The organism is Nocardia gipuzkoensis (genome assembly GCF_021183645.1).
Lineage (GTDB): Bacteria > Actinomycetota > Actinomycetes > Mycobacteriales > Mycobacteriaceae > Nocardia > Nocardia abscessus.
Genome location: NZ_CP089225.1, coordinates 1,752,741 through 1,772,678, shown reverse-complemented (window position 1 = coordinate 1,772,678; position 19,938 = coordinate 1,752,741). Strand labels below are relative to the sequence as shown.

3 protein-coding genes and 1 pseudogene are annotated in these 19,938 nt (G+C 69.8%); 3 read left to right on the top strand and 1 reads right to left on the bottom strand.

All coding sequences use genetic code 11. From position 1 onward, the window contains the following. Positions 1 to 10: 10 nt before the first annotated feature. From LTT66_RS08025 to LTT66_RS08015, 3 genes and pseudogenes are all read left to right on the top strand, one after another. Positions 11 to 16,762, top strand: coding sequence for a non-ribosomal peptide synthase/polyketide synthase (locus tag LTT66_RS08025; RefSeq protein ID WP_233065594.1), 16,752 nt, complete (start codon positions 11 to 13; stop codon positions 16,760 to 16,762). A gap of 237 nt (positions 16,763 to 16,999) precedes the next feature. Next, positions 17,000 to 17,989 carry an alpha/beta hydrolase gene (locus LTT66_RS08020; RefSeq protein ID WP_233069061.1) on the top strand — a complete coding sequence of 330 codons (990 nt, stop codon included), beginning with the start codon at positions 17,000 to 17,002 and terminating at the stop codon, positions 17,987 to 17,989. 98 nt (positions 17,990 to 18,087) lie between these two features. After that, positions 18,088 to 18,870: pseudogene (locus LTT66_RS08015) on the top strand (Nramp family divalent metal transporter); the annotation flags it as partial. Positions 18,871 to 18,894: 24 nt separating this feature from the next. On the opposite strand, the gene LTT66_RS08010 reads toward LTT66_RS08015, so the two are convergent. After that, a complete protein-coding gene (locus LTT66_RS08010; RefSeq protein ID WP_233065592.1) occupies positions 18,895 to 19,920 on the bottom strand; it encodes an SDR family oxidoreductase in 1,026 nt (341 codons plus the stop codon). Positions 19,921 to 19,938: the final 18 nt, after the last annotated feature.

Here is a 19,938-nt window from a genome sequence, read left to right as displayed (position 1 = left end):
CGGTGCGCGCATGACCCGCCCGGCCCGAGTGCGCCCGACCCGGACCCGCCGCCCCCGCGTCACCACCCTGCCGCAGCTGATGGCCACGGCGGTCGAGGCCAACCCGAGCGGCGCAGCCGTGGTGTTCGCCGACGCGACCAGCACGCTGGCCAAGCTGAGCTACGCCGAGCTGGACGAACGCTCCACCCGGCTGGCACGTCTGCTGATCGATCGTGGCGTGGGTCCGGAGGATCTGGTCGCGGTGGGTATACCGCGGTCGGTCGAGTCGGTGGTGGCGGTCTGGGCGGTGGCCAAGACGGGTGCGGGGTTCGTTCCGGTCGATCCGAACTACCCGGCCGATCGCGTCGCGCACATGATCGTCGACTCCGGCGCGGTACTCGGGCTGGCCGTCGACGAGGTTCGCACCGACCTGCCGGACCGGGTCGAGTGGCTGTCCATCGATACCGCCGAATGCGCGCGGCGGCTGGAAGAGTTCCCCGCCGACCCGGTGACCTACACCGATCGGGTGCGCCCACTGCGCGCGGAGCATCCCGCTTACGTCATCTATACCTCGGGCTCGACCGGTAAGCCGAAGGGTGTGGTCGTCACGCAGGCGGGGTTGGCGGGTTTCTGTGCCGAGCAGCGTGATCGGTATCGGGTGACGAGTGCGTCGCGGACGTTGCATTTCGCGTCGCCGTCGTTCGACGCGTCGGTGCTGGAGTTGCTGCTCGCGCTCGGTGGCGCGGCCACCATGGTCGTCGCGTCTCCCACGGTGTTCGGCGGCGAGGAATTCGCGTCCCTGGTGCGCCGGGAGGCCGTGACCCACGCGTTCGTGACGCCTGCGGCGCTCGCGTCGGTGGACCCGGCGGGTCTGGACGAGTTGCGGGTGGTGGTGGCCGGTGGCGAGGCGTGCCCGCCGGAGCTGGTGCGGCGCTGGGTGCTCCCGGTGTCCGGTGGCCGGACCCGCGAATTCTTCAACGGGTACGGCCCGACCGAGACCACGATCATGACGAACATCAGCGCGCCGCTGGTGCCCGGCGAGCCGGTGACCATCGGCGCCCCGATCCGGGCCGTCACCGAGTACGTGCTGGACGAGCGCCTTGTGCCCGTCCTCAGCGGCGTGGTCGGCGAGCTGTACATCACCGGTGCCCAACTGGCCCGCGGTTACCACGAACGGCGCGCGCTGACCGCATCCCGCTTCGTGGCCAACCCGTTCGAGGCGAACGGTTCCCGGCTCTACCGCACCGGTGATCTGGTGCGTCGGACGGCCAGCGGTGAGCTGGAGTATCTCGGTCGCAACGATTTCCAGGTGAAGATCCGGGGTTTCCGGATCGAGCTGGGTGAGATCGACGCGGTGCTGGCCGCGCACGAGACGGTCGACTTCGCGGTCACTGTCGGGCACAACCTGGACAGTGGCGCCACCATTCTCGTCTCCTACGTGCACGCCGCCCCGGGGATGGCCGCCGACGCGGCCGAACTGGCCGCCTTCGCCGAGCAGACCCTGCCCGCGCACATGGTGCCGACGGCGGTCATGGTGCTGGAGGAGATCCCGCTGACCCCGGTGGGCAAACTGGACCGCGCAGCGCTGCCCGCGCCGCGGTTACAGACCAAGGTGTTCCGCGCGCCGGTCGGCCCATTGGAAGAGCTGGTGGGCGAGGTGTACGCCGAAGTGCTCGGCCCCGGCGCACCGGTCGGCGCGGACGACGACTTCTTCGAGCTCGGCGGCAATTCGCTGATCGCCACGCAGGTCGCCGCGCGTTTGGGAGCCGCCATCGCGGCGCGGGTGCCCGCGCGACTGATCTTCGAGAGCCCCACCGTCGCCGCGCTCGCCGCGCGGCTGGAGCCGTTGAAGGGCGCGGGGGACCGGCACGCGTTGGTGGCGCTGCAGCGTCCGGAGCGTGTGCCGTTGTCGTTGGCGCAGCAGCGGATGTGGTTTTTGAATCAGTTCGATACTGGTTCTGCGGCGAACAATATTCCGTTCGCGGTGCGGTTGTCGGGTGTGTTGGATGTGGCTGCGTTGCGGGCGGCGGTCGCTGATGTGGTCGAGCGTCATGAGACGTTGCGGACGGTGTATCCGGCGGTGGACGGTACGGGTTATCAGGTGGTGGTGCCCGCCGCGCAGGCCGTCCCCGACCTCGCGCCGAAGCCCCTCGCCGAGCACGAACTCACCGACTGGCTGCGCGGATTCGCCCTGGCCGGCTTCGATGTGTCGGCGGAAGTGCCGCTGCGCATCGCCCTGGCCGAAATCGGTCCCGGCGACCATGTGGTCGTGGTGGTGGTACATCACATCGCCGCCGACGGCGCGTCGGTAGCGCCGTTCCTGCGGGATCTGCTCAGCGCGTTCCTGTCCCGGCGCAACGGGGCCAGGCCGTCCTGGCAGCCGCTGCCGGTGCAGTACGCGGACTACACGCTGTGGCAGCGCGAAATGCTCGGTGACGAGAACGACCCCGATTCGGTGGCCGCGGCCCAGCTCGGCTACTGGCGTCGCGCTTTGGCGGGCATCCCGGACCGGATCGACCTACCTTCGGATCGGCCGCGCCCGCCCGTCGCCTCCGGCCGGGGTGCGGAGTACGCCTTCGCGGTGGACGCCTCGGTGCACCGGGGGCTCGCCGAGTTGGCGCACAGCGCGGGCGCCTCGGAGTTCATGGTGGTGCACAGCGCGCTGGCGCTGCTGCTGGCCCGCCTGACCGGCACCGACGACATCACCATCGGCACGCCCGTGGCCGGCCGTGGCGAGCGCGAGCTCGACGGGCTGATCGGCATGTTCGTCAACACGCTGGTGCTGCGCACCCGGATCGACCTCGGCGCGTCGTTCCGTGCGCTGCTCGCCCAGGTGCGAGAGACGGATCTGGGCGCCTTCTCGCATGCGGAATTGCCGTTCGAGCGGCTGGTCGAGGTGCTCGACCCGGTGCGGTCGCAGGCGCATCATCCGCTGTTCCAGGTGGCGCTGTTCTTCCAGAACATGAGCAGGCCCGAGATAGCCCTGCCCGGACTGTCTGCCCGGGTGGTCGAGCTCGACGCCGCGGTCGCGAAGTTCGATCTGCAATTGACCGTGGCACCCGAAGCCGAGGGCGAGGCCGCCGGCTTCACGGCGATGTTCACCTATGCCACCGACCTGTTCGACGAACGGACGATCGCCGAGTTCGCCTGGCGGCTGGACCGGCTGCTGACCGTCGCCGCCGCCGAGCCGGACCGGCCGATCGGCGCGATCGATCTGCTCGCCCCCGTGGAGCGCGAACGCATCCTGCTCGAATGGAACAGCACCCGGTATCCGGTGCCCGCCGAGTTGCTGCTGGACGGTTACCGCCGGGCGGCGGAGGCATATGCCGACGAGGTCGCCGTGGTGTTCGAGGGTGTGGGGCTGACGTATCGGGAGTTCGATGCGCGGGTGAATCGTTTGGCGCGGTTGTTGATTTCGCAGGGTGTGGGTGCGGAGTCGTTGGTGGGGTTGGCGGTTCGTCGGTCGTTGGATCTCGTGGTGGGGATGTATGCGATCGTTGCGGCGGGTGGGGCGTATGTGCCGTTGGATCCGGATCATCCGGCTGAACGCATCGCGCACATCCTCGACACCGCCCAGCCCGTCTGTGTGCTCACGACCTCCGCCGACGCGGTCGACCTGCCGGAAGGCGCCGCGGTACTGCTGCTGGACGCCCTGGACCCGAATCGCTTCGACGACGCTCCGGTGCGTTCCGAGGAACTGGTGCGTCCGCTGCTGCCGCACCATCCGGCATACGTGATCTTCACCTCGGGGTCCACCGGCCGCCCCAAGGGCGTCGCCATCTCGCACTTCGCGATCCAGAACCAGATCAGCTGGATGCTCGCGGCGTACCCGCTCGACGCCGATGACGTGTACCTACAGAAAACGGCGACGACGTTCGACGTCTCGCTGTGGGGCTACTTCATGCCGCTGCGCGTGGGCGCGAAGCTGGTCGTCGCCACTCACGACGGACATCGCGATCCGGTGTACGTCGCGGAAACCATTGCCGCGCAAGGCGTCACGGTGACCGACTTCGTGCCGTCCATGCTGACGGTCTTCGCCGCGCACACCGCGCCGGGCTCGTGCCCCACCTTGCGGGACATCTTCGCGATCGGCGAGGCGCTGCCGCCGGAGACCGTCGCCGCGGTGCGCGCCGTGACGGACGCCGCGGTGCACAACCTGTACGGCCCGACCGAGGCGGCGGTCTCGGTGACCTACTGGCCCGCGACCGCGGCCGACGAACGGTCCGTGCCGATCGGTGTGCCGCAGTGGAACACCCAGGTCTATGTGCTGGATTCGTGGTTGCGGCCGGTGCCTGCCGGCGTGCCGGGCGAGCTGTATCTCGCCGGTGACCAGCTGGCCCGCGGTTATGTGCGGCGTCCCGATCTGACCGCCGACCGGTTCGTGGCCAACCCGTTCGGCCTCGGCGAGCGGATGTACCGGACCGGCGACCTGGTGGTCTGGCGCGCCCCGACCGAAGAACTGCCGCATCGGCTCGACTATCTCGGCCGGACCGATTTCCAGGTGAAGTTCCGTGGTCAGCGGATCGAGCTGGGGGAGATCGAGGCGGCGCTGCTGGCGCAGCCCTCGGTGAGCCAGGCCGTCGCGCTCGTCGCGTCTTCGGCGCTGGGCGACCAGCTGGTCGCCTACGCGGTCCCCGCGCCGGGGTACGCGATCGAGCAGGCCGGCCTGCTGGAGGCGATCGGTGCGACGCTGCCCGCGTACATGGTTCCGGCGGCGATCGTGGCGCTGGCGGAGTTCCCGCTCAATCCCAGCGGCAAGCTGGACCGCAAGGCACTGCCCGAGCCGGTCTTCACCGCCCGGGAATTCCGCGCCCCCGCGACCGCGGTCGAGGAGATCGTGGCCGGGGTGTTCGGCGAGGTGCTCGGGTCGCCCCGAGTGGGCGCGGACGACGATTTCTTCGCACTGGGTGGAAATTCCCTGGTGGCCACGCAGGTGGTGGCGCGTCTGGGGGCCGCGGTCGGTGCGCGTGTGGCGGTGCGGACGCTGTTCGAAGCGCCCACCGTGGCGGCGCTGGCGGCGGCGATCGAGTCGCACACGCACGGTGAGCGTGGTGTCGAGCTGGGCAGTATCGCCCGTCCGGAGCGGTTGCCGTTGTCGTTGGCGCAGCGGCGAATGTGGTTCCTGAATCGTTTCGATCAGACCGATGACGCGGGGGAACAGATCGGTGCGGCGGCCTACAATCTGCCGTTCGCTGTGCGCCTGACCGGTGCGCTGGATGTGGCGGCGCTGGGTGCGGCGCTGCACGACGTGGTGGGCAGGCACGAGGTGCTGCGCACGGTGTATCCGGAGACTCCGGATGGTCCGGTGCAGGTGGTGTTGCCCCCCGGGCAGGTGGCGCTGGATGTGGCGGTGCACCCGATCGGTGCGGCCGAGGTCGCGAGCGAGGTGTACGCGCTCGCGTCGACGCCCTTCGACGTGACCGCCGAAGTGCCTGTGCGGGTGCGGTTGCTGCGGATCGCGGACGCGCCGCGGGAGTTCGTGCTCGCGGTGGTGGTGCATCACATCGCGGCGGATGCGTCGTCGATGGGTCCGCTGGTGCGGGACGTGATGGTGGCGTATTCGGCGCGCACGGCCGGTGAGCTGCCGGGATGGTCGCCGTTGCGGGTGCAGTACGCGGATTACGCGTTGTGGCAGCGTGCGGTGCTGGGCGCGGAGTCGGATCCGGAGTCGGTGGCCGCGCGGCAGATCGGGTTCTGGCGTGCCGAACTGGCCGGTCTGCCCGATGTGCTGGAGTTGCCGACGGATCGGCCACGCCCGGCCGTGGCGTCGTTGGCGGGTGCCCGGGTCGGTGTGGCCGTGGACGCCGCCACGCACGCGGGTCTGGTCGAGCTCGCCCGTGCGCACGGTGCGACGCTGTTCATGGTGGTGCACGCGGCGTTCGCGGTATTGCTGGCTCGGTTGTCGGGTTCGGACGACATCGCGGTCGGCACGCCTGTCGCCGGTCGTGGTGAGCGTGCGCTGGATGATCTGATCGGTATGTTCGTCAATACCGTGGTCTTCCGGTCGCGGGTCGAGCCGGGTGAGTCGTTCGCGGATCTGCTCGCGCGCCGGCGTGAGTCGGATCTGGCGGCGTTGGCGCACGCGGACGTGCCGTTCGAGCGGTTGGTGGAGGTGCTGAATCCGCCGCGTTCCACGGCGCACCATCCGTTGTTCCAGGTCGGGTTGTCGTTCCAGAACATCGCGCGGACCGCGTTGGAGCTGCCCGGGTTGACGGTGGCCGGTGTCGATGCCGATTTGGATGTGTCGCAGTTCGATCTGCACTTGATCGTCGGCGACGGATATGAGGAGTCCGGTGCGGCCGCCGGTATCGGCGGGTTTCTGACGTATGCGACCGATCTTTTCGATCGGGAGACGGTGCAGGGGTTCGCGGATCGGTTCTCGCGCATCCTCACGGCGGTAGTCGCGGATTCCACGGTGCCGGTCGGGGATATCGACATCCTCGCCGACACCGAGCGTGCCGACGTGCTCACCACGTGGAACGACACGATCCACCCGGTGGAACCGGACGCGACACTGTGCTCCCTGCTGCGCCGGACCGTCGCGGCGACGCCGGGAGCGGTCGCCCTGGTCGCGGACCTGCCCGACGGTGAACGCGCCGAGCTGAGCTACGCCGAACTGGGCGCCCGAGTGAACCGCCTCGCCCGCTACCTGATCTCGGTGGGCGTCGTGCCCGAACGCCGGGTCGCGCTCGCGTTCCGCCGATCGGTGGATCTGGTCGTGGCGATGTACGCGGTGGCCGAGGCCGGTGGCGCGTACGTGCCGGTGGACCCGGACCAAGCCGCGGAGCGAACCGACTACGTCCTCTCCGTCGCCGCTCCGGTGTGTGTGCTGAGCAATGCGGAGTCGGACTTCGATACCGATGTCGCCCCGGTGGTGCGACTGGAAGACCTCGAACTCACCGCGGTCGCGAGCGTGCCGCTCACCGATGCCGAGCGGGCCGTACCGCTGCGACCGGAGAACACGGCATACGTCATCTTCACGTCTGGTTCGACTGGGCAGCCGAAGGGCGTCGCGGTGTCGCATGCGGCGATCGCGAATCAATTACTCTGGAAGGCAGCTTATTTCGGGCTGACCCAGGAAGACTCGGTCCTGCTGAAGACGGCGGCGACGTTCGACTTGTCGGTGTGGGAGTTCTGGTCGGCGGCGGTGTGCGGCGGGCGTTCGGTGATCGCCTCGCCGGACGGTCATCGGGATCCGGCGTATCTGAACGAGCTGATGGCGCGCGAGTCGGTCACGACACTGCACGTGGTGCCGTCGATGCTCGACGCGCTGCTGGTGCACCGGGCGGCCGCGAATGCGCGGGACTGGTCGCCGCGGCGGGTGTTGGCGATCGGTGAGGCGTTGCCGGGTTCGGTGGCGCAGCGGTTTTTGCGGGAGAATCCGCGTACCGAGTTGTTCAATTTGTATGGTCCGACTGAGGCGGCGGTGTCGATCACGAGTCACCGGGTGACTGTTGTGGATGGGGCTTCGGTGCCGATCGGTGTGCCGGAGTGGAACAGTCGGGTGTTTGTGTTGGATGCGCGGTTGCGTCCGGTTCCGGTGGGTGTGTCGGGTGAGTTGTATTTGGCTGGTGCGCAGTTGGCGCGTGGGTATTTCGGTCGTGCGGATCTGACTGCGGATCGGTTCGTGGCGAATCCGTTCCAGCCTGGTGCTCGGATGTATCGCACGGGTGACTTGGTCGCCTGGAACGGCAGTGGTGAGCTCGAGTATCGGGGTCGTACGGATTTCCAGGTGAAGATCCGTGGTTTCCGTATCGAGCTGGGTGAGATCGAAGCCGCACTGCTCGCGCTGCCGGAGGTCGCGCAGGCGGCGGTGATCGCGAAGTCGGATCCGAAGACCGGTGACCGCCTGGTGGCTTACCTGGTTGCCGCCGATGCTGATGCCGGTGTCGATGTGGCGCGGGTGAAGTCCGAACTCACTGCCGGGTTGCCGTCGTACATGGTGCCCTCGGCGTTGGTGGTGTTGGATGCTTTGCCGTTGAATGTGAACGGCAAGTTGGATCGTAAGGCGTTGCCGGAGCCGGAGTTCGAGGTTCAGGCGTTTCGTGCGCCGTCGACTCCGATCGAGGAGATCGTGGCGTCCGTGTACGCCGAGGTGCTCGGTGTGGAGCGTGTCGGTGCGGACGACGACTTCTTCGCCTTGGGTGGTAACTCGTTGTTGGCGACTCAGGTCGCGGCACGGATCGGCGCGGCGCTGGACGCGCGTGTTCCGGTGCGTGTGCTGTTCGAAGCCTCCACCGTCGCCGGACTGGCGATCAAGGTCGAACACGGCACCGGTGCGCGCAAACGCGTCCCGCTGGTCGCGGGACCGCGGCCCGACCACCTCCCGCTGTCGTTCGCGCAGCAGCGCATGTGGTTCCTCAACCAGTTCGACACCTCGGCCTCGGTCTACAACATCCCGGCCGCCATCCGCCTGTCCGGCGACCTGGACGTCACCGCGCTGGGCCGGGCAGTCGCCGATATCGTCGCGCGCCACGAGATCCTGCGCACGATCTACCCGCAGACCCCGGACGGCCCGGTACAGCGGGTCCTCGCGCCGCACGAGGTGCCGGTGGACCTGGCTCCCGCGCAGATCGGGGACGAGCATGTCGCCGGTGAAATACAGCGCATCGTCGCGACGGGCTTCGATGTCACCGCCGAGGTGCCGTTGCGCACCAAACTCTTCCAGCTCGCCGGGTCGGAGTACGTACTGGTTTTCGTCGCGCACCACATCAGCGCCGACGGCTGGTCGATGGGCCCGCTGACCAGGGACCTGATGTCGGCGTACGTGGCGCGTGGCGGCGGCCGCGAGCCGTCCTGGGCGCCGCTGCCCATCCAGTACGCCGACTACGCGCTGTGGCAACGCGACGTGCTCGGCGCCGACGACGATCCCGAGTCGCTCGCGGGAGCGCAACTGGCTTACTGGACAGCCGAACTCGCCGACCTGCCCGACGAGCTGAACCTGCCCGCCGACCGGCCGCGCCCGCCTGCCCAGTCCTTCGCGGGCGGCAAGACCGATTTCGTCGTCGCCGCCGACGTGCACGCCGCGCTGGCCGGGCTCGCGCGGCAGCACAACGCCACGTTGTTCATGGTGGTGCACACCGCGTTCGCGGTCTTCCTGTCGCGTATGTCCGGCACCGACGACATCGCGATCGGCACACCCATCGCGGGGCGCGGCGAAGCCGAACTCGACGACCTGATCGGCATGTTCGTCAACACGCTGGTGCTACGCACCCGGGTCGCGCCCGGTCTCGCATTCACCGAACTGCTCGCCGCCAATCGGGAAACCGATCTGCGCGCCTTCGCCAACGCCGACATCCCCTTCGAGCGGCTGGTCGAGGCGCTCGACCCGGAGCGATCGGCGGGCCGCCACCCGCTGTTCCAGGTGGCGCTGTCGTTCGAGAACCTCACCGCCACCAGTTTCCACCTGCCCGGCCTGAGCTTCACCGCGCTCGACCCGGCCGCCGACACCGCGAAATTCGATCTGCTGCTGACCGTGCGCGAGCAGCGGACCGAGTCCGGCGCCGAGGCCGGTCTCGCCGCCGAATTCACCTACGCCCGCGACCTGTTCGACGAGCAGACCGTCGTCGAGTTCGGCCGCCGGTTCCGCCGCATCCTCGCCGCCGTCGCCCGGTATCCCGCCACCGCCGTCGGCGATCTGGAGATCCTGGACGACTCCGAGCGCGCCGACCTGATCGCCCGTATCGGCGCACCCGCCGTGCCGCCGGGCACGCTGCCGGAGCTGATGGCCGCCGCCGTCGCGGCGAACCCGGCCGGAATCGCGGTGGTCGCCGACGACCGCACCTTCAGCTACGCCGAACTCGACGCGGCCTCCGCGCAATTGGCGCGCGCGCTGATCGACCGCGGCGCGGGACCGGATGTGCTGGTCGCCATCGCCATCCGTCGTTCGGTGGAATCAGTGCTGGCGCTGTGGGCGGTGGCCAAGACCGGGGCGGCGTTCGTCCCGATCGACCCGACCTACCCGGCCGAGCGCATCGCGCACATGGTCGCGGACTCCGGTGTGGCACTCGGCGTGACGCTCACCGCCGAGCTGGACAACCTGCCCGCCCTCGCCGGTGGCGCGTGGCTCGTGCTGGACGATCGCGACTTCACCGTCGACGTCGCCGTGCGCTCGGATCAGCCGTTGCGGCCCGCCGAACTGCGCGCGGCGCCGCGCCCGGACAACGCCGCGTACGTGATCTACACTTCCGGCTCCACCGGTCTGCCCAAGGGCGTCGTGGTGACCCACGCCGGGCTGGCCAACTTCAGCGCCGAACAGGTGGAGCGTTACCGGCTCGACCGGTCCTCGCGCGCCTTGGCGTTCGCGTCGCCGTCGTTCGACGCGTCGATGCTGGAACTGCTCCTCGCGCTCGGCGCGGCGGGCGGTCTCGTGCTGGCGCCACCGCTGACCTTCGGTGGCGAGGAACTGGCCGAACTGATTCGCGCCGAGGGCGTCACGCACGCCTTCCTCACGCCGTCGGTGCTCGCCTCGCTCGACCCGGACGCGCTGGCGGGGATGCGGACCATTGTGGCGGGCGGTGAAGCGGTGCCCGCCGATCTGGCGGCCAAGTGGACGGACGTGCCGGAGCGCGACTTCCACAACGGTTACGGGCCGACCGAGACCACCATCATGACCAATATCAGCGATCCGCTGCGGCCCGGCGAACCGGTCACGATCGGCGGCCCGATCCGCGGCATGCGATCGCTGGTGCTCGACAGCAGGCTGCACCCGGTGCCCGAAGGCGTCACGGGCGAACTGTATCTGGGCGGCATCCAGCTCGCGCGCGGCTACCACGCCCGCCCCGGGCTCACCGCCGCGCGATTCGTCGCCGACCCGTACGGTGCGCCCGGCGAGCGCCTCTACCGCACCGGTGACCTGGTGCGCTGGCGCAGGGCCGGGGGCGCGCCGGTCGTGGAATACGTGGGCCGCAACGACTTCCAGGTGAAGGTGCGCGGCTTCCGCATCGAGCTCGGCGAGATCGACGCCGCGCTCGCGGCCCAGCCCGAGGTCGACTTCGCCGTCACCCTCGGCCGGGAAACCGGTTCCGGCGCGACCATCCTGGTCTCCTACGTGCTGCCGGCCAGCGACGCCACGGCGGATCCGGCCGCGCTGACCGAGCGGATCGGGCGCACGCTGCCGGAGTACATGGTTCCGGCGGCGATCGTGGTGCTCGACGCCATCCCGCTGACCCCCGTGGGCAAGCTGGATCGCAAGGCGCTGCCGGAGCCCGCCGTGGACACCCGCGCTTACCGTGCGCCACGCACCCCGGCCGAACTCGTGATCGCCGAAGTGATCGGTGAGGTGCTCGGCGTGGACCGGGTCGGCCTGGACGACGACTTCTTCGCCCTCGGCGGCGACAGCATCGTGTCCATCCAGGTGGTTTCCCGCTCACGCGCCCGCGGGGTGAGTTTCGCGCCGCGTGATGTCTTCGAATGCCGGACCGTCGCCGCACTGGCCCGCGCCGCCGCGGTGGAGGGCGGCCACGGCGACGAGGCGGGCGAACTGCCGCTCACGCCGGACGCGGCGCGGATGCTGGAGGAGGGCGTCGAGGTGCGGGCCATCGCCCTCGACGTCCCGGAGACCTGTTCGGTCGAGACGGTGCGCGGCGCGGTGTCCGCCGTGCTCGACCAGCACCCGATGCTGTGGGTACGGGTGGGTTACGACGACAGCGGCGCGCCCGTGCTGCGCATCCCGGCCGCCGACGAGCGCACGGGCGAGGCGTTCCGCAGGCTGGACGCCCAGCGTGGCGAGACCTCGCTACCCATCGACGACGTGGTGCAGGCGGCCGCGGCCGCGCTCGACCCCGAACAGGGGCGCAACATCTACTTCGTGCTCACCGGCGGTCCGGAGGCGCGCTCCACGCTCATCATCGTGGCCAGCAGCCTCGTGGTCGACGACATCTCCTGGCGGACCATCGCCGACCAGCTCACCGCGCGTTGGAACCGGGCACGCCACGCCGCGCCCGCGGCCGCGGAATCCGGCCTCGGCATGCTCATCCGGGCGTTGGCGGCCAAGGCCTACGAGCCGGCCACCGTAGCCGAGATGGACTGGTGGCGCCGCACGCTCGGCAGCCTCCCGGAGGGCGCGGGAGCCGACGGCCGCGATCTGCGCGCACGCAGCCGGGTCTCGCTCACGATCACGGCGGAGGGCGCGGAGGCCGTCGCCGCCGCCGCGGAGGCCTACCACGCCGGAGTGGACGACATCGTGCTCACCGCGCTGGCGCTGGCCCTGCACACCTCCGCGGGCGAGACCGTCACGCGCGCCATCGGTTCGGTGGTGCGGCTGCCCGCCGATCCGCGCGCGGCCACCCACGCCGACGCCGAGAGCATGGTGGGCGGCTTCGTCACCGAATACCCGCTTCCGCTGCGGCTGACCCGGCTCGACATCGAAGACGCCCTGATCGGCGGTCCCGCGGCGGGCACCGCCATCGCGCAGATCAAGGAGCTGCGGCGGTCGGTGCCCTCGCGCGGTGTCGGTTACGGCCTGCTGCGCCACCTCAATGCCGAGACCGCCGCCGAACTGCGCGGCCTCGGCCGCGGCCGGTTCGCGCTGCGTTACCGGGATCTGCGCCCGGCGCGGGTGCACACCGACATCCCGTCCGACGACCTGCTGCTCGTGCTGACCGTCGACGCCACCGACGACGGCCTGCTGGCCCGCTTCGACTTCGCCGCCGCCGCGTTCCGTGGCGAGGACGTGAAAATGTTCGCCGAGCACTGGATTCGCGCGCTCGGTGGCCTGGCCGAGCACGGATTGCGCCCCGACGCGGGCGGTTTCACGCCGTCGGACTTCCCGCTGGTGCGGCTCAAGCAGCCCGACATCGACCGCTTCACCCGCGCCTACCCGGACCTGACCGACGCCTGGCCGCTCACCCCGCTGCAATCGGGCATGCTGTTCCACGCCCTGCTCGCGGAGAACTCGGTGGACGTCTACACCACCCAGTTCGTGCTGGATCTCGGGGGCGCGGTGGACGCGCGCCGGATGCATGCCGCCGCACAGGCGGTGCTCGACCGGCACGACAATCTGCGCGTCGCCTTCGCCGACGACAGTGACGGCAATCCCGTGCAGATCGTGCAGGATTCGCTGGAGGTGCCGTGGCGGCTGATCGATCTGAGTCAGCTGGAACCGGCCGCCGCGGCGGCCGAGCTGGAGCGGCTCCAGGCGGCCGATCTCGCCGACCACTTCGACATGCGTACCCCGCCACTGCTGCGGTTCGCGCTGATCCGCTCCACCGCCGCCCGCTACCACCTGCTGGTGACCAGCCACCACATCCTCATCGACGGCTGGTCCATGCCGCTGTTGATGAAGGACTTGCTCACGCTGTACGCGCTCGGCGGCAACTCCCGGCACCTGCCCACGGTGCGGTCCTATCGCGACTACCTGGCCTGGCTGGTCGCGCAGGACGCGGAGGCGGCCCGTGCCGCGTGGCGCGCCGCGCTGGCCGGTGTCACCGAACCGACGCCGCTCGCGCCGGTCGATCCCGGCCGCGAGATCTCCGCGGGCGTCGGCGAGGTCGGATTCGAGCTGTCCCAGGCCGACACCACCGCGCTCACCCGGCTCGCGTCGGGTCTCGGCGTCACGGTGAACACCGTGGTGCAGGCGGCCTGGGGTCTGCTGATCGGTCGCACCGTCGATCGCGACGACGTGGTCTTCGGCGCCACCGTGTCCGGACGGCCCCCCCAGCTGGACGGCGTCGAGGCGATGGTCGGGCTGTTCCTCAACGCGATCCCGGTGCGGGTGCGGCTGGACGCGACCCACACGCTCGGCGGGTTGCTGCGCCAGTTGCAGGCCGAGCAGGCCGCGCTGCTGGATCACCACTACCTGGGGCTGAGCGACATCCAGGAAGCCGTCGGCGTGGAAGGGTTGTTCGACTCGCTCGTCGTGTTCGAGTCGTTCCCGGTGGACCGGGAGGGGCTGGACCAGGCCAGCGCCATCGACGGGATGAACGTCACCGGCGTCGGCGCGGTCAACGGCACCCACTATCCGTTCACGGTGCTGGTGGTGCTGGACAGTCAGTTGCGCGTCTCGGTCAAGTACCTGCGCGATCTGACCGGCGAACCGGCGGCTCGAGCGCTCGCCCGCCGGCTCGCGGCGCTGATCGGACGCTTCGTGACGACCCCGCAGGCGCGCGTCGGCGAGATCGATGTGCTGCTCGACGACGAGCGCGCCGAGCTGGCCGCACGCAATGCCACCGACGCGCCCGAACTGCTGGACGGCGCGACGCTGCTGTCGCTGTTCGACGCGCAGGTGGCGCGCACGCCGGACGCGCCAGCGGTGCGCTTCGCCGACACCACCCTCAGCTACGCCGAACTGGATTCGCGCGTACGGTCCTTGGCCGTCGAGCTGATGCGCTGGGGCGTAGGCCCGGAAACGCTGGTTGCCGTGGCCATGCGACGCGGGATCGATCTGGTCGTGGCGATCTACGCGGTGTTGCGGGCCGGCGGCGGCTATGTCCCGATCGATCCGGATCACCCGGCCGAACGCAGCGAGTACGTTCTCGGCAGCGCGGCCCCGATCTGCGTCCTGACCACCACCGCGGACGCGTTCGACACCGCGACCGGTGTCCCGGTGATCGCGGTGGACACGCTGTATCTGCCGCCGTACCAGGGAGCGTGGCCGCAGCAGCACGTCCACCCGGACACCGTCGCCTACGTCATCTACACCTCGGGTTCGACCGGCCGCCCCAAGGGCGTGATGATCACGCACCGGCAGATGGTCAACCAGTTCCGCTGGGCGCAGTCGGCCTATCCGCACGGCGGCGACGACGTGGTGCTGCACAAGACGCCGATCACCTTCGACATCTCCACCTGGGAGCTGTTCTGGCCGTTGCAGACCGGAGCATCGATCGTGGTCGCCGCGCCCGACGGCCATCGCGATCCGGCCTACCTGGCCCGGGTCATCGTCGAGAACGCGGTCACCACGGTGCATTTCGTGCCGTCGATGCTGGATGTGTTCCTCGACCCCGTCGCCAACCCGGCCACGGGCTACCCGTCGTTGCGGCGGGTGTTCGCGGCGGGCGAGGCGTTGTCGAGGGAGACCGCGGCGACCTTCGCCGCCACCGCACCCGGCGCCGCGCTGGTCAACTGGTACGGGCCCGCCGAGGCCACCGTGGTCACCGACCACCCGGTGCGCGATACGGCCGCGGCGGCGATTCCGATCGGTGTTCCGGTGGCCAACACCCGCGTGCACGTGCTCGACCAGCAGTTGCGGCCGGTGCCGCCGGGCGCGGCGGGCGAGTTGTACGTCGCGGGTGTGCAATTGGCGCGCGGCTATCTCGGGGCCCCGGCCCTCACCGCCGAGCGTTTCGTCGCCCATGCGGGCGGCACCCGGCTCTATCGCACCGGCGACATCGTGCGCTGGCGTGACGGAGCCCTGGAATATCTGGGCCGCGGCGACTTCCAAGTCAAGCTGCGTGGCCAGCGCGTCGAGCTGGGTGAGATCGAGACCGTGTTGACCGGTCACCCCCAAGTGCGGCACGCCGCTGTCGCGCTGGTGCGCGGCGCAGGCGGGGACCGGCTGGCCGCCTATGTGGTCGCCGTGCCGGGGGAGTCGATCGATGAGGCCGCGCTGTTGCTGCACGCCCGTGCCGCGCTGCCGTCCTACATGGTGCCCTCGGCGGTCGTCGCGCTCGCCGAACTGCCGTTGAACGCCAGCGGCAAACTCGACCGCAAGGCGCTGCCCGCGCCGCGGCCGGCGGCCCGCCCGTATCGCGCGCCGGGCACGCCGCTGGAGCGCACCGTGCTCGAGGTGTTCGACGAGGTGCTCGAGCCCGGCGACGGCCGGCGGATCGGCATGGACGACGACTTCTTCGATCTGGGAGGCAACTCGCTGGTCGCCACGCGCGCGGTCAGCAGGCTGCGCACGCTCACCGGCGCCGAGGTGCGGGTGCAGTGGTTCTTCACCGATGCCACCCCGGCGGCGCTGGCCGCCCGGATCCTCGCCGCCCTGGCCGACGACCACGACTACGACCAGGATTCGAACGCGGCGCTCGGTGTGCTGCTGCCGATCCGGACCATGGTGCCGCACGACACGGCCGCCGCCCAGCCGCTGTTCTGCCTGCATCCGATGTACGGATTGTCCTGGTGTTACGCCGGTCTCGCGCGCTACGTGCCCGCGAGCACGCCGATCTTCGGCCTGCAGTCGCCCGCGTTGACCGAAGAGGGCTACCTGCCGGAGTCGTTGACCGAGATGGCGCGCCGCTACGTGGCCGAGATCCGCGCGGTGCAGCCGCACGGCCCCTACCGGCTGCTCGGCTGGTCGCTCGGCGGTGTGCTGGCGCACGCGGTGGCGACCGAGTTGCAGGCGGCGGGGGAGGACATCGGGCTGCTGACCATGCTCGACAGCCATCCGGACATCGACGTCACGGACTTCCGGGCGGCGATCCGCGAGGCGCTGGCCGAACTCGGCATCGGCGCGGACGCCCCGCTGCCCCGTGACGGCGACATCCACGACCTGAGCGAGGACGCGCTGGCCGCGCTGCACGCCACCATCCCGCCCGACATGGCGGTGCTCACCCCGGATCGGGTGCGCCGGATCTACCGCAGCGCGGTGCGCTCGGCCGAGCTGATCGCCGAGCATCGGCCGAAGGTCTACCGCGGCCGTCTGGACTACTTCAGCGCGGCCGGTCACGACACCGCGGCGCACGGCTGGCAACCCTACGTCGACGGCCGGGTCGATGATCATCCCGTCGGCGTCTCGCACGATCAGATGACCTCCCCGGCAGCGCTGGCGCAGATCGGCCCCCGCCTGACCGAACTGCTGGATCCCCCGGGGTGGGAAACGACACGGAACATGGGGCGGTCATGATCGGATCGACACCGTTCCGGCATGATGGGGCAACGGTGCGGTAACGAAGTCCCCTTTTGTGACGACTACATAGGCCGTATGGTCGGGCGGGATGTCCTGGCATCCACCCGGCGCGTGGGGTATGCAGAGCGAATCTCGAGACGAAGCGAAGGTGCGAAATTGATACGTCGACAGACCCGGCGCGGTGGCCTGCGGGCCGCGGCCGCGATCGCGGCAACCGCAGTGCTCGCGGGAATGATGACCGGTCTCGGCGCGTCCAGCGCGACAGCTGACCCGATCATCGATTCCAAGAGCCTGCTGGCCGACCCGGTCGCCCCGGACGGTTCGCGTATCACCAAAGCCGAATACAAGGACGCGCGCAGCATCCGCCTGTACGTGTACTCGGCGGCGATGGACGAGAAGGTCATCATCGACGTCCAGCGCCCGGCCGACGCATCCGTTCCGCGTCCCACGCTGTACCTGCTCAACGGCGCCGGCGGCGGCGAGGACGAAGCCTCGTGGCAGGCGAAGACCGACGCGCTGCAGTTCTTGTCGGACAAGAACGTCAACGTGATCCAGCCGATCGGCGGCAAGTGGAGCTACTACACCGACTGGATCAAGGACGACCCGGTACTCGGCCGCAACAAGTGGAAGACCTTCTTCACCGAGGAGTTGCCCCCGCTGATCGACGGCGCGCTGGGCACCAACGGCGTGAACGCCATCGCGGGCCTGTCCACCTCGGGCACCACGGTGCTGGCGCTGCCGATCTCCAAGCCCGGCCTGTACAAGGCCGCCGCGGCCTACAGCGGCTGCGCGCAGACCAGTGACCCGGTCGGCGCCGAATTCGTCAAGCTGACCGTCGAGACCTGGGGCGGTGGCAACACCGAGAACATGTGGGGTCCGGAAGGGTCGCCGGAGTGGGTGGCCAACGACCCGTACGTGAACGCCGAGGGGCTGCGCGGGCTCGACCTCTACATCTCCACCGGCAACGGCCTGCCCGGTCAGTACGACACGCTCAACGGCCAGTACGCCCTTCCCGGCGCATACGGCCTGGCCAACCAGATCATCATCGGCGGTGTGATCGAAGCGGGCACCAACTACTGCACGAACAACCTGAAGAACAAGCTGGACCAGCTGGGCATCCCCGCCACCTACAACTTCCGTAACACCGGCACCCACTCCTGGGGCTACTGGCGCGACGAGTTCCAGCTGTCGTGGCCGGTGCTCGCGAGGGGTCTCGGCATCTGATCACAGCCGCACTGCCGAACGAAGCCGGAATGTCCGGCTGAACTCCACCGACCGCCTGGTTGCCGCGAGCGACCAGGCGGTCGGTTTTTGCGGGCACGGTGCAGGACCGCCGCGGAGAGCAACCGTTCGAACGGGTGATCACCGGAATGCTCGCGATCATCGCGATCGGGTTCCTGGCGAGCGTGGTGATCGCGCCGCCTTCGGTCGCGAGCACCGTGGGCGGTCTCGTGCCGGGGTTCCAGGGCACCGAGAACGTCCTGCTCGCCGCGGCGATGATCGGCGCGACGGTGATGCCGCACGCGGTCTACGTGCACTCCGGCCTGGCCCGCGACCGGCACGGGCATCCGGCCCCCGGGTCGCTGCGCACCCGGCTGCTGCGGGTCACCAAGGTCGACCTCGGGCTGGCCATGGTGCTGGCGGGCACGGTGAACCTGGCCATGCTGCTGCTGGCAGGCAGGCACCCTGCGCGGCCGTGACGTCGAGACCATCGAGGACGCGCACGCCGCGATCGGCGAGGTCCTCGGCCCGGCCGCCGCCCTGCTGATCGCGATCGGTCTGCTCGCTTCCGGTCTGGCCTCGACGTCGGTCGGCGCCTACGCGGGCGCGATGATCATGCAGGGGCTGCTGCACAAGCGGATTCCCCTGCTGACGCGCAGGCTGATCAACTTGATCCCGGCCATCGTGGTCTTGGCCGCGGGGCTCGATCCCACTCGCGCGCTGATCATCTCGCAGGTGGTGCTGTCGTTCGGCATCCCCTTCGCGCTGATTCCCCTGGTGCGCTTCACGAGTGATCGCGCACCACCGTGCTGGCCTGGTCGGTCGCCGCGATCATCTCCGTCCTCGATGTCGCCTTGATCTATCTCACCGTCACCGGGCGCTAGCGGCCCCGCCCGGTGCGGCGCCGATCAGACCCAGTTCTCGATCCAGTACTTCCAGATCCGCGGCGCGTAGGCGTCCAACGGCGGAACCTTGATGTCGGTGCCCGCCAGCGCCGCGCTGGTGTGCCTGCAATCGAACCAGCAGGCGAATTCGCTGTGCTCCAGGACATCCAGCGGCACGCCGACCCGGGGCAGCAGCCAATTGGCGCCGGGGACGCGCAGCATCATGTCCAGGGTGCGCTTGGGCATCACCTCCACCAGGTGCGGCGCGCCCGCCTCGTCGGCGAACAGGTTCAGCGCGTCGACCGCGCTCTGTCTGCGCGGATCAACCAGGTGATAGGTGGTCTTGTCGGAACCGGGGCGGTGGGCGATGTGGTCGAGGGCGCGAGCGACGAAATCGACCGGGACCATGTTGGTCTCGCCCAGTTTGGGGACCAGCACCGGCAGCAGCCTCGGTAGCTGCGCGCCCATGCGCAGCAGACGGAAGAAGTAGTACGGTCCGTCGATCCGATCGATCTCGCCGGTCCTGGAATGCCCGATCACGATCGAGGGCCGGTAGATCCGCCAGCGCAGCGACGACTCCCGCACGATCCGCTCGGCCTCGAATTCGGCCCGTTGCAGTGGAGTGGCCAGTTCCTGGCCGTGATCGAACATGTCCTCGGTGAACAGGCCCTCGGTGGACCCGGCCACCTCCACGGTCGAGACATGGTGCAGCTGATCGACGCTCAGCTCCTCGGCGACGTCCACCAGGTGCCTGGTCCCGCCGCCGCGCTCGGCCAGGTCGTAGCTCGCGGCCAAGTGGAAGACGTGCCGGATGGCGCCGCGATGCTGGGCCAGCCAGGTCGGGTCTATGCCCAGCCCCGGGGCGCCGAGATCGCCGCGTACCGGACGGACGCGGTCGCCGCCCGCCCATTCCTGCGCACAGCAGGCGAACCGGTCGGCCGAGGCGTCACCCGGCCGTACCAGTACATGGATGTCACCCTCGCGTTTCAGGAGCTCAGGGATGAGGAATCGACCGATGAACCCAGTTGCCCCGGTAACCAGGTAAGTCATAGCCGATGAACATAGTCG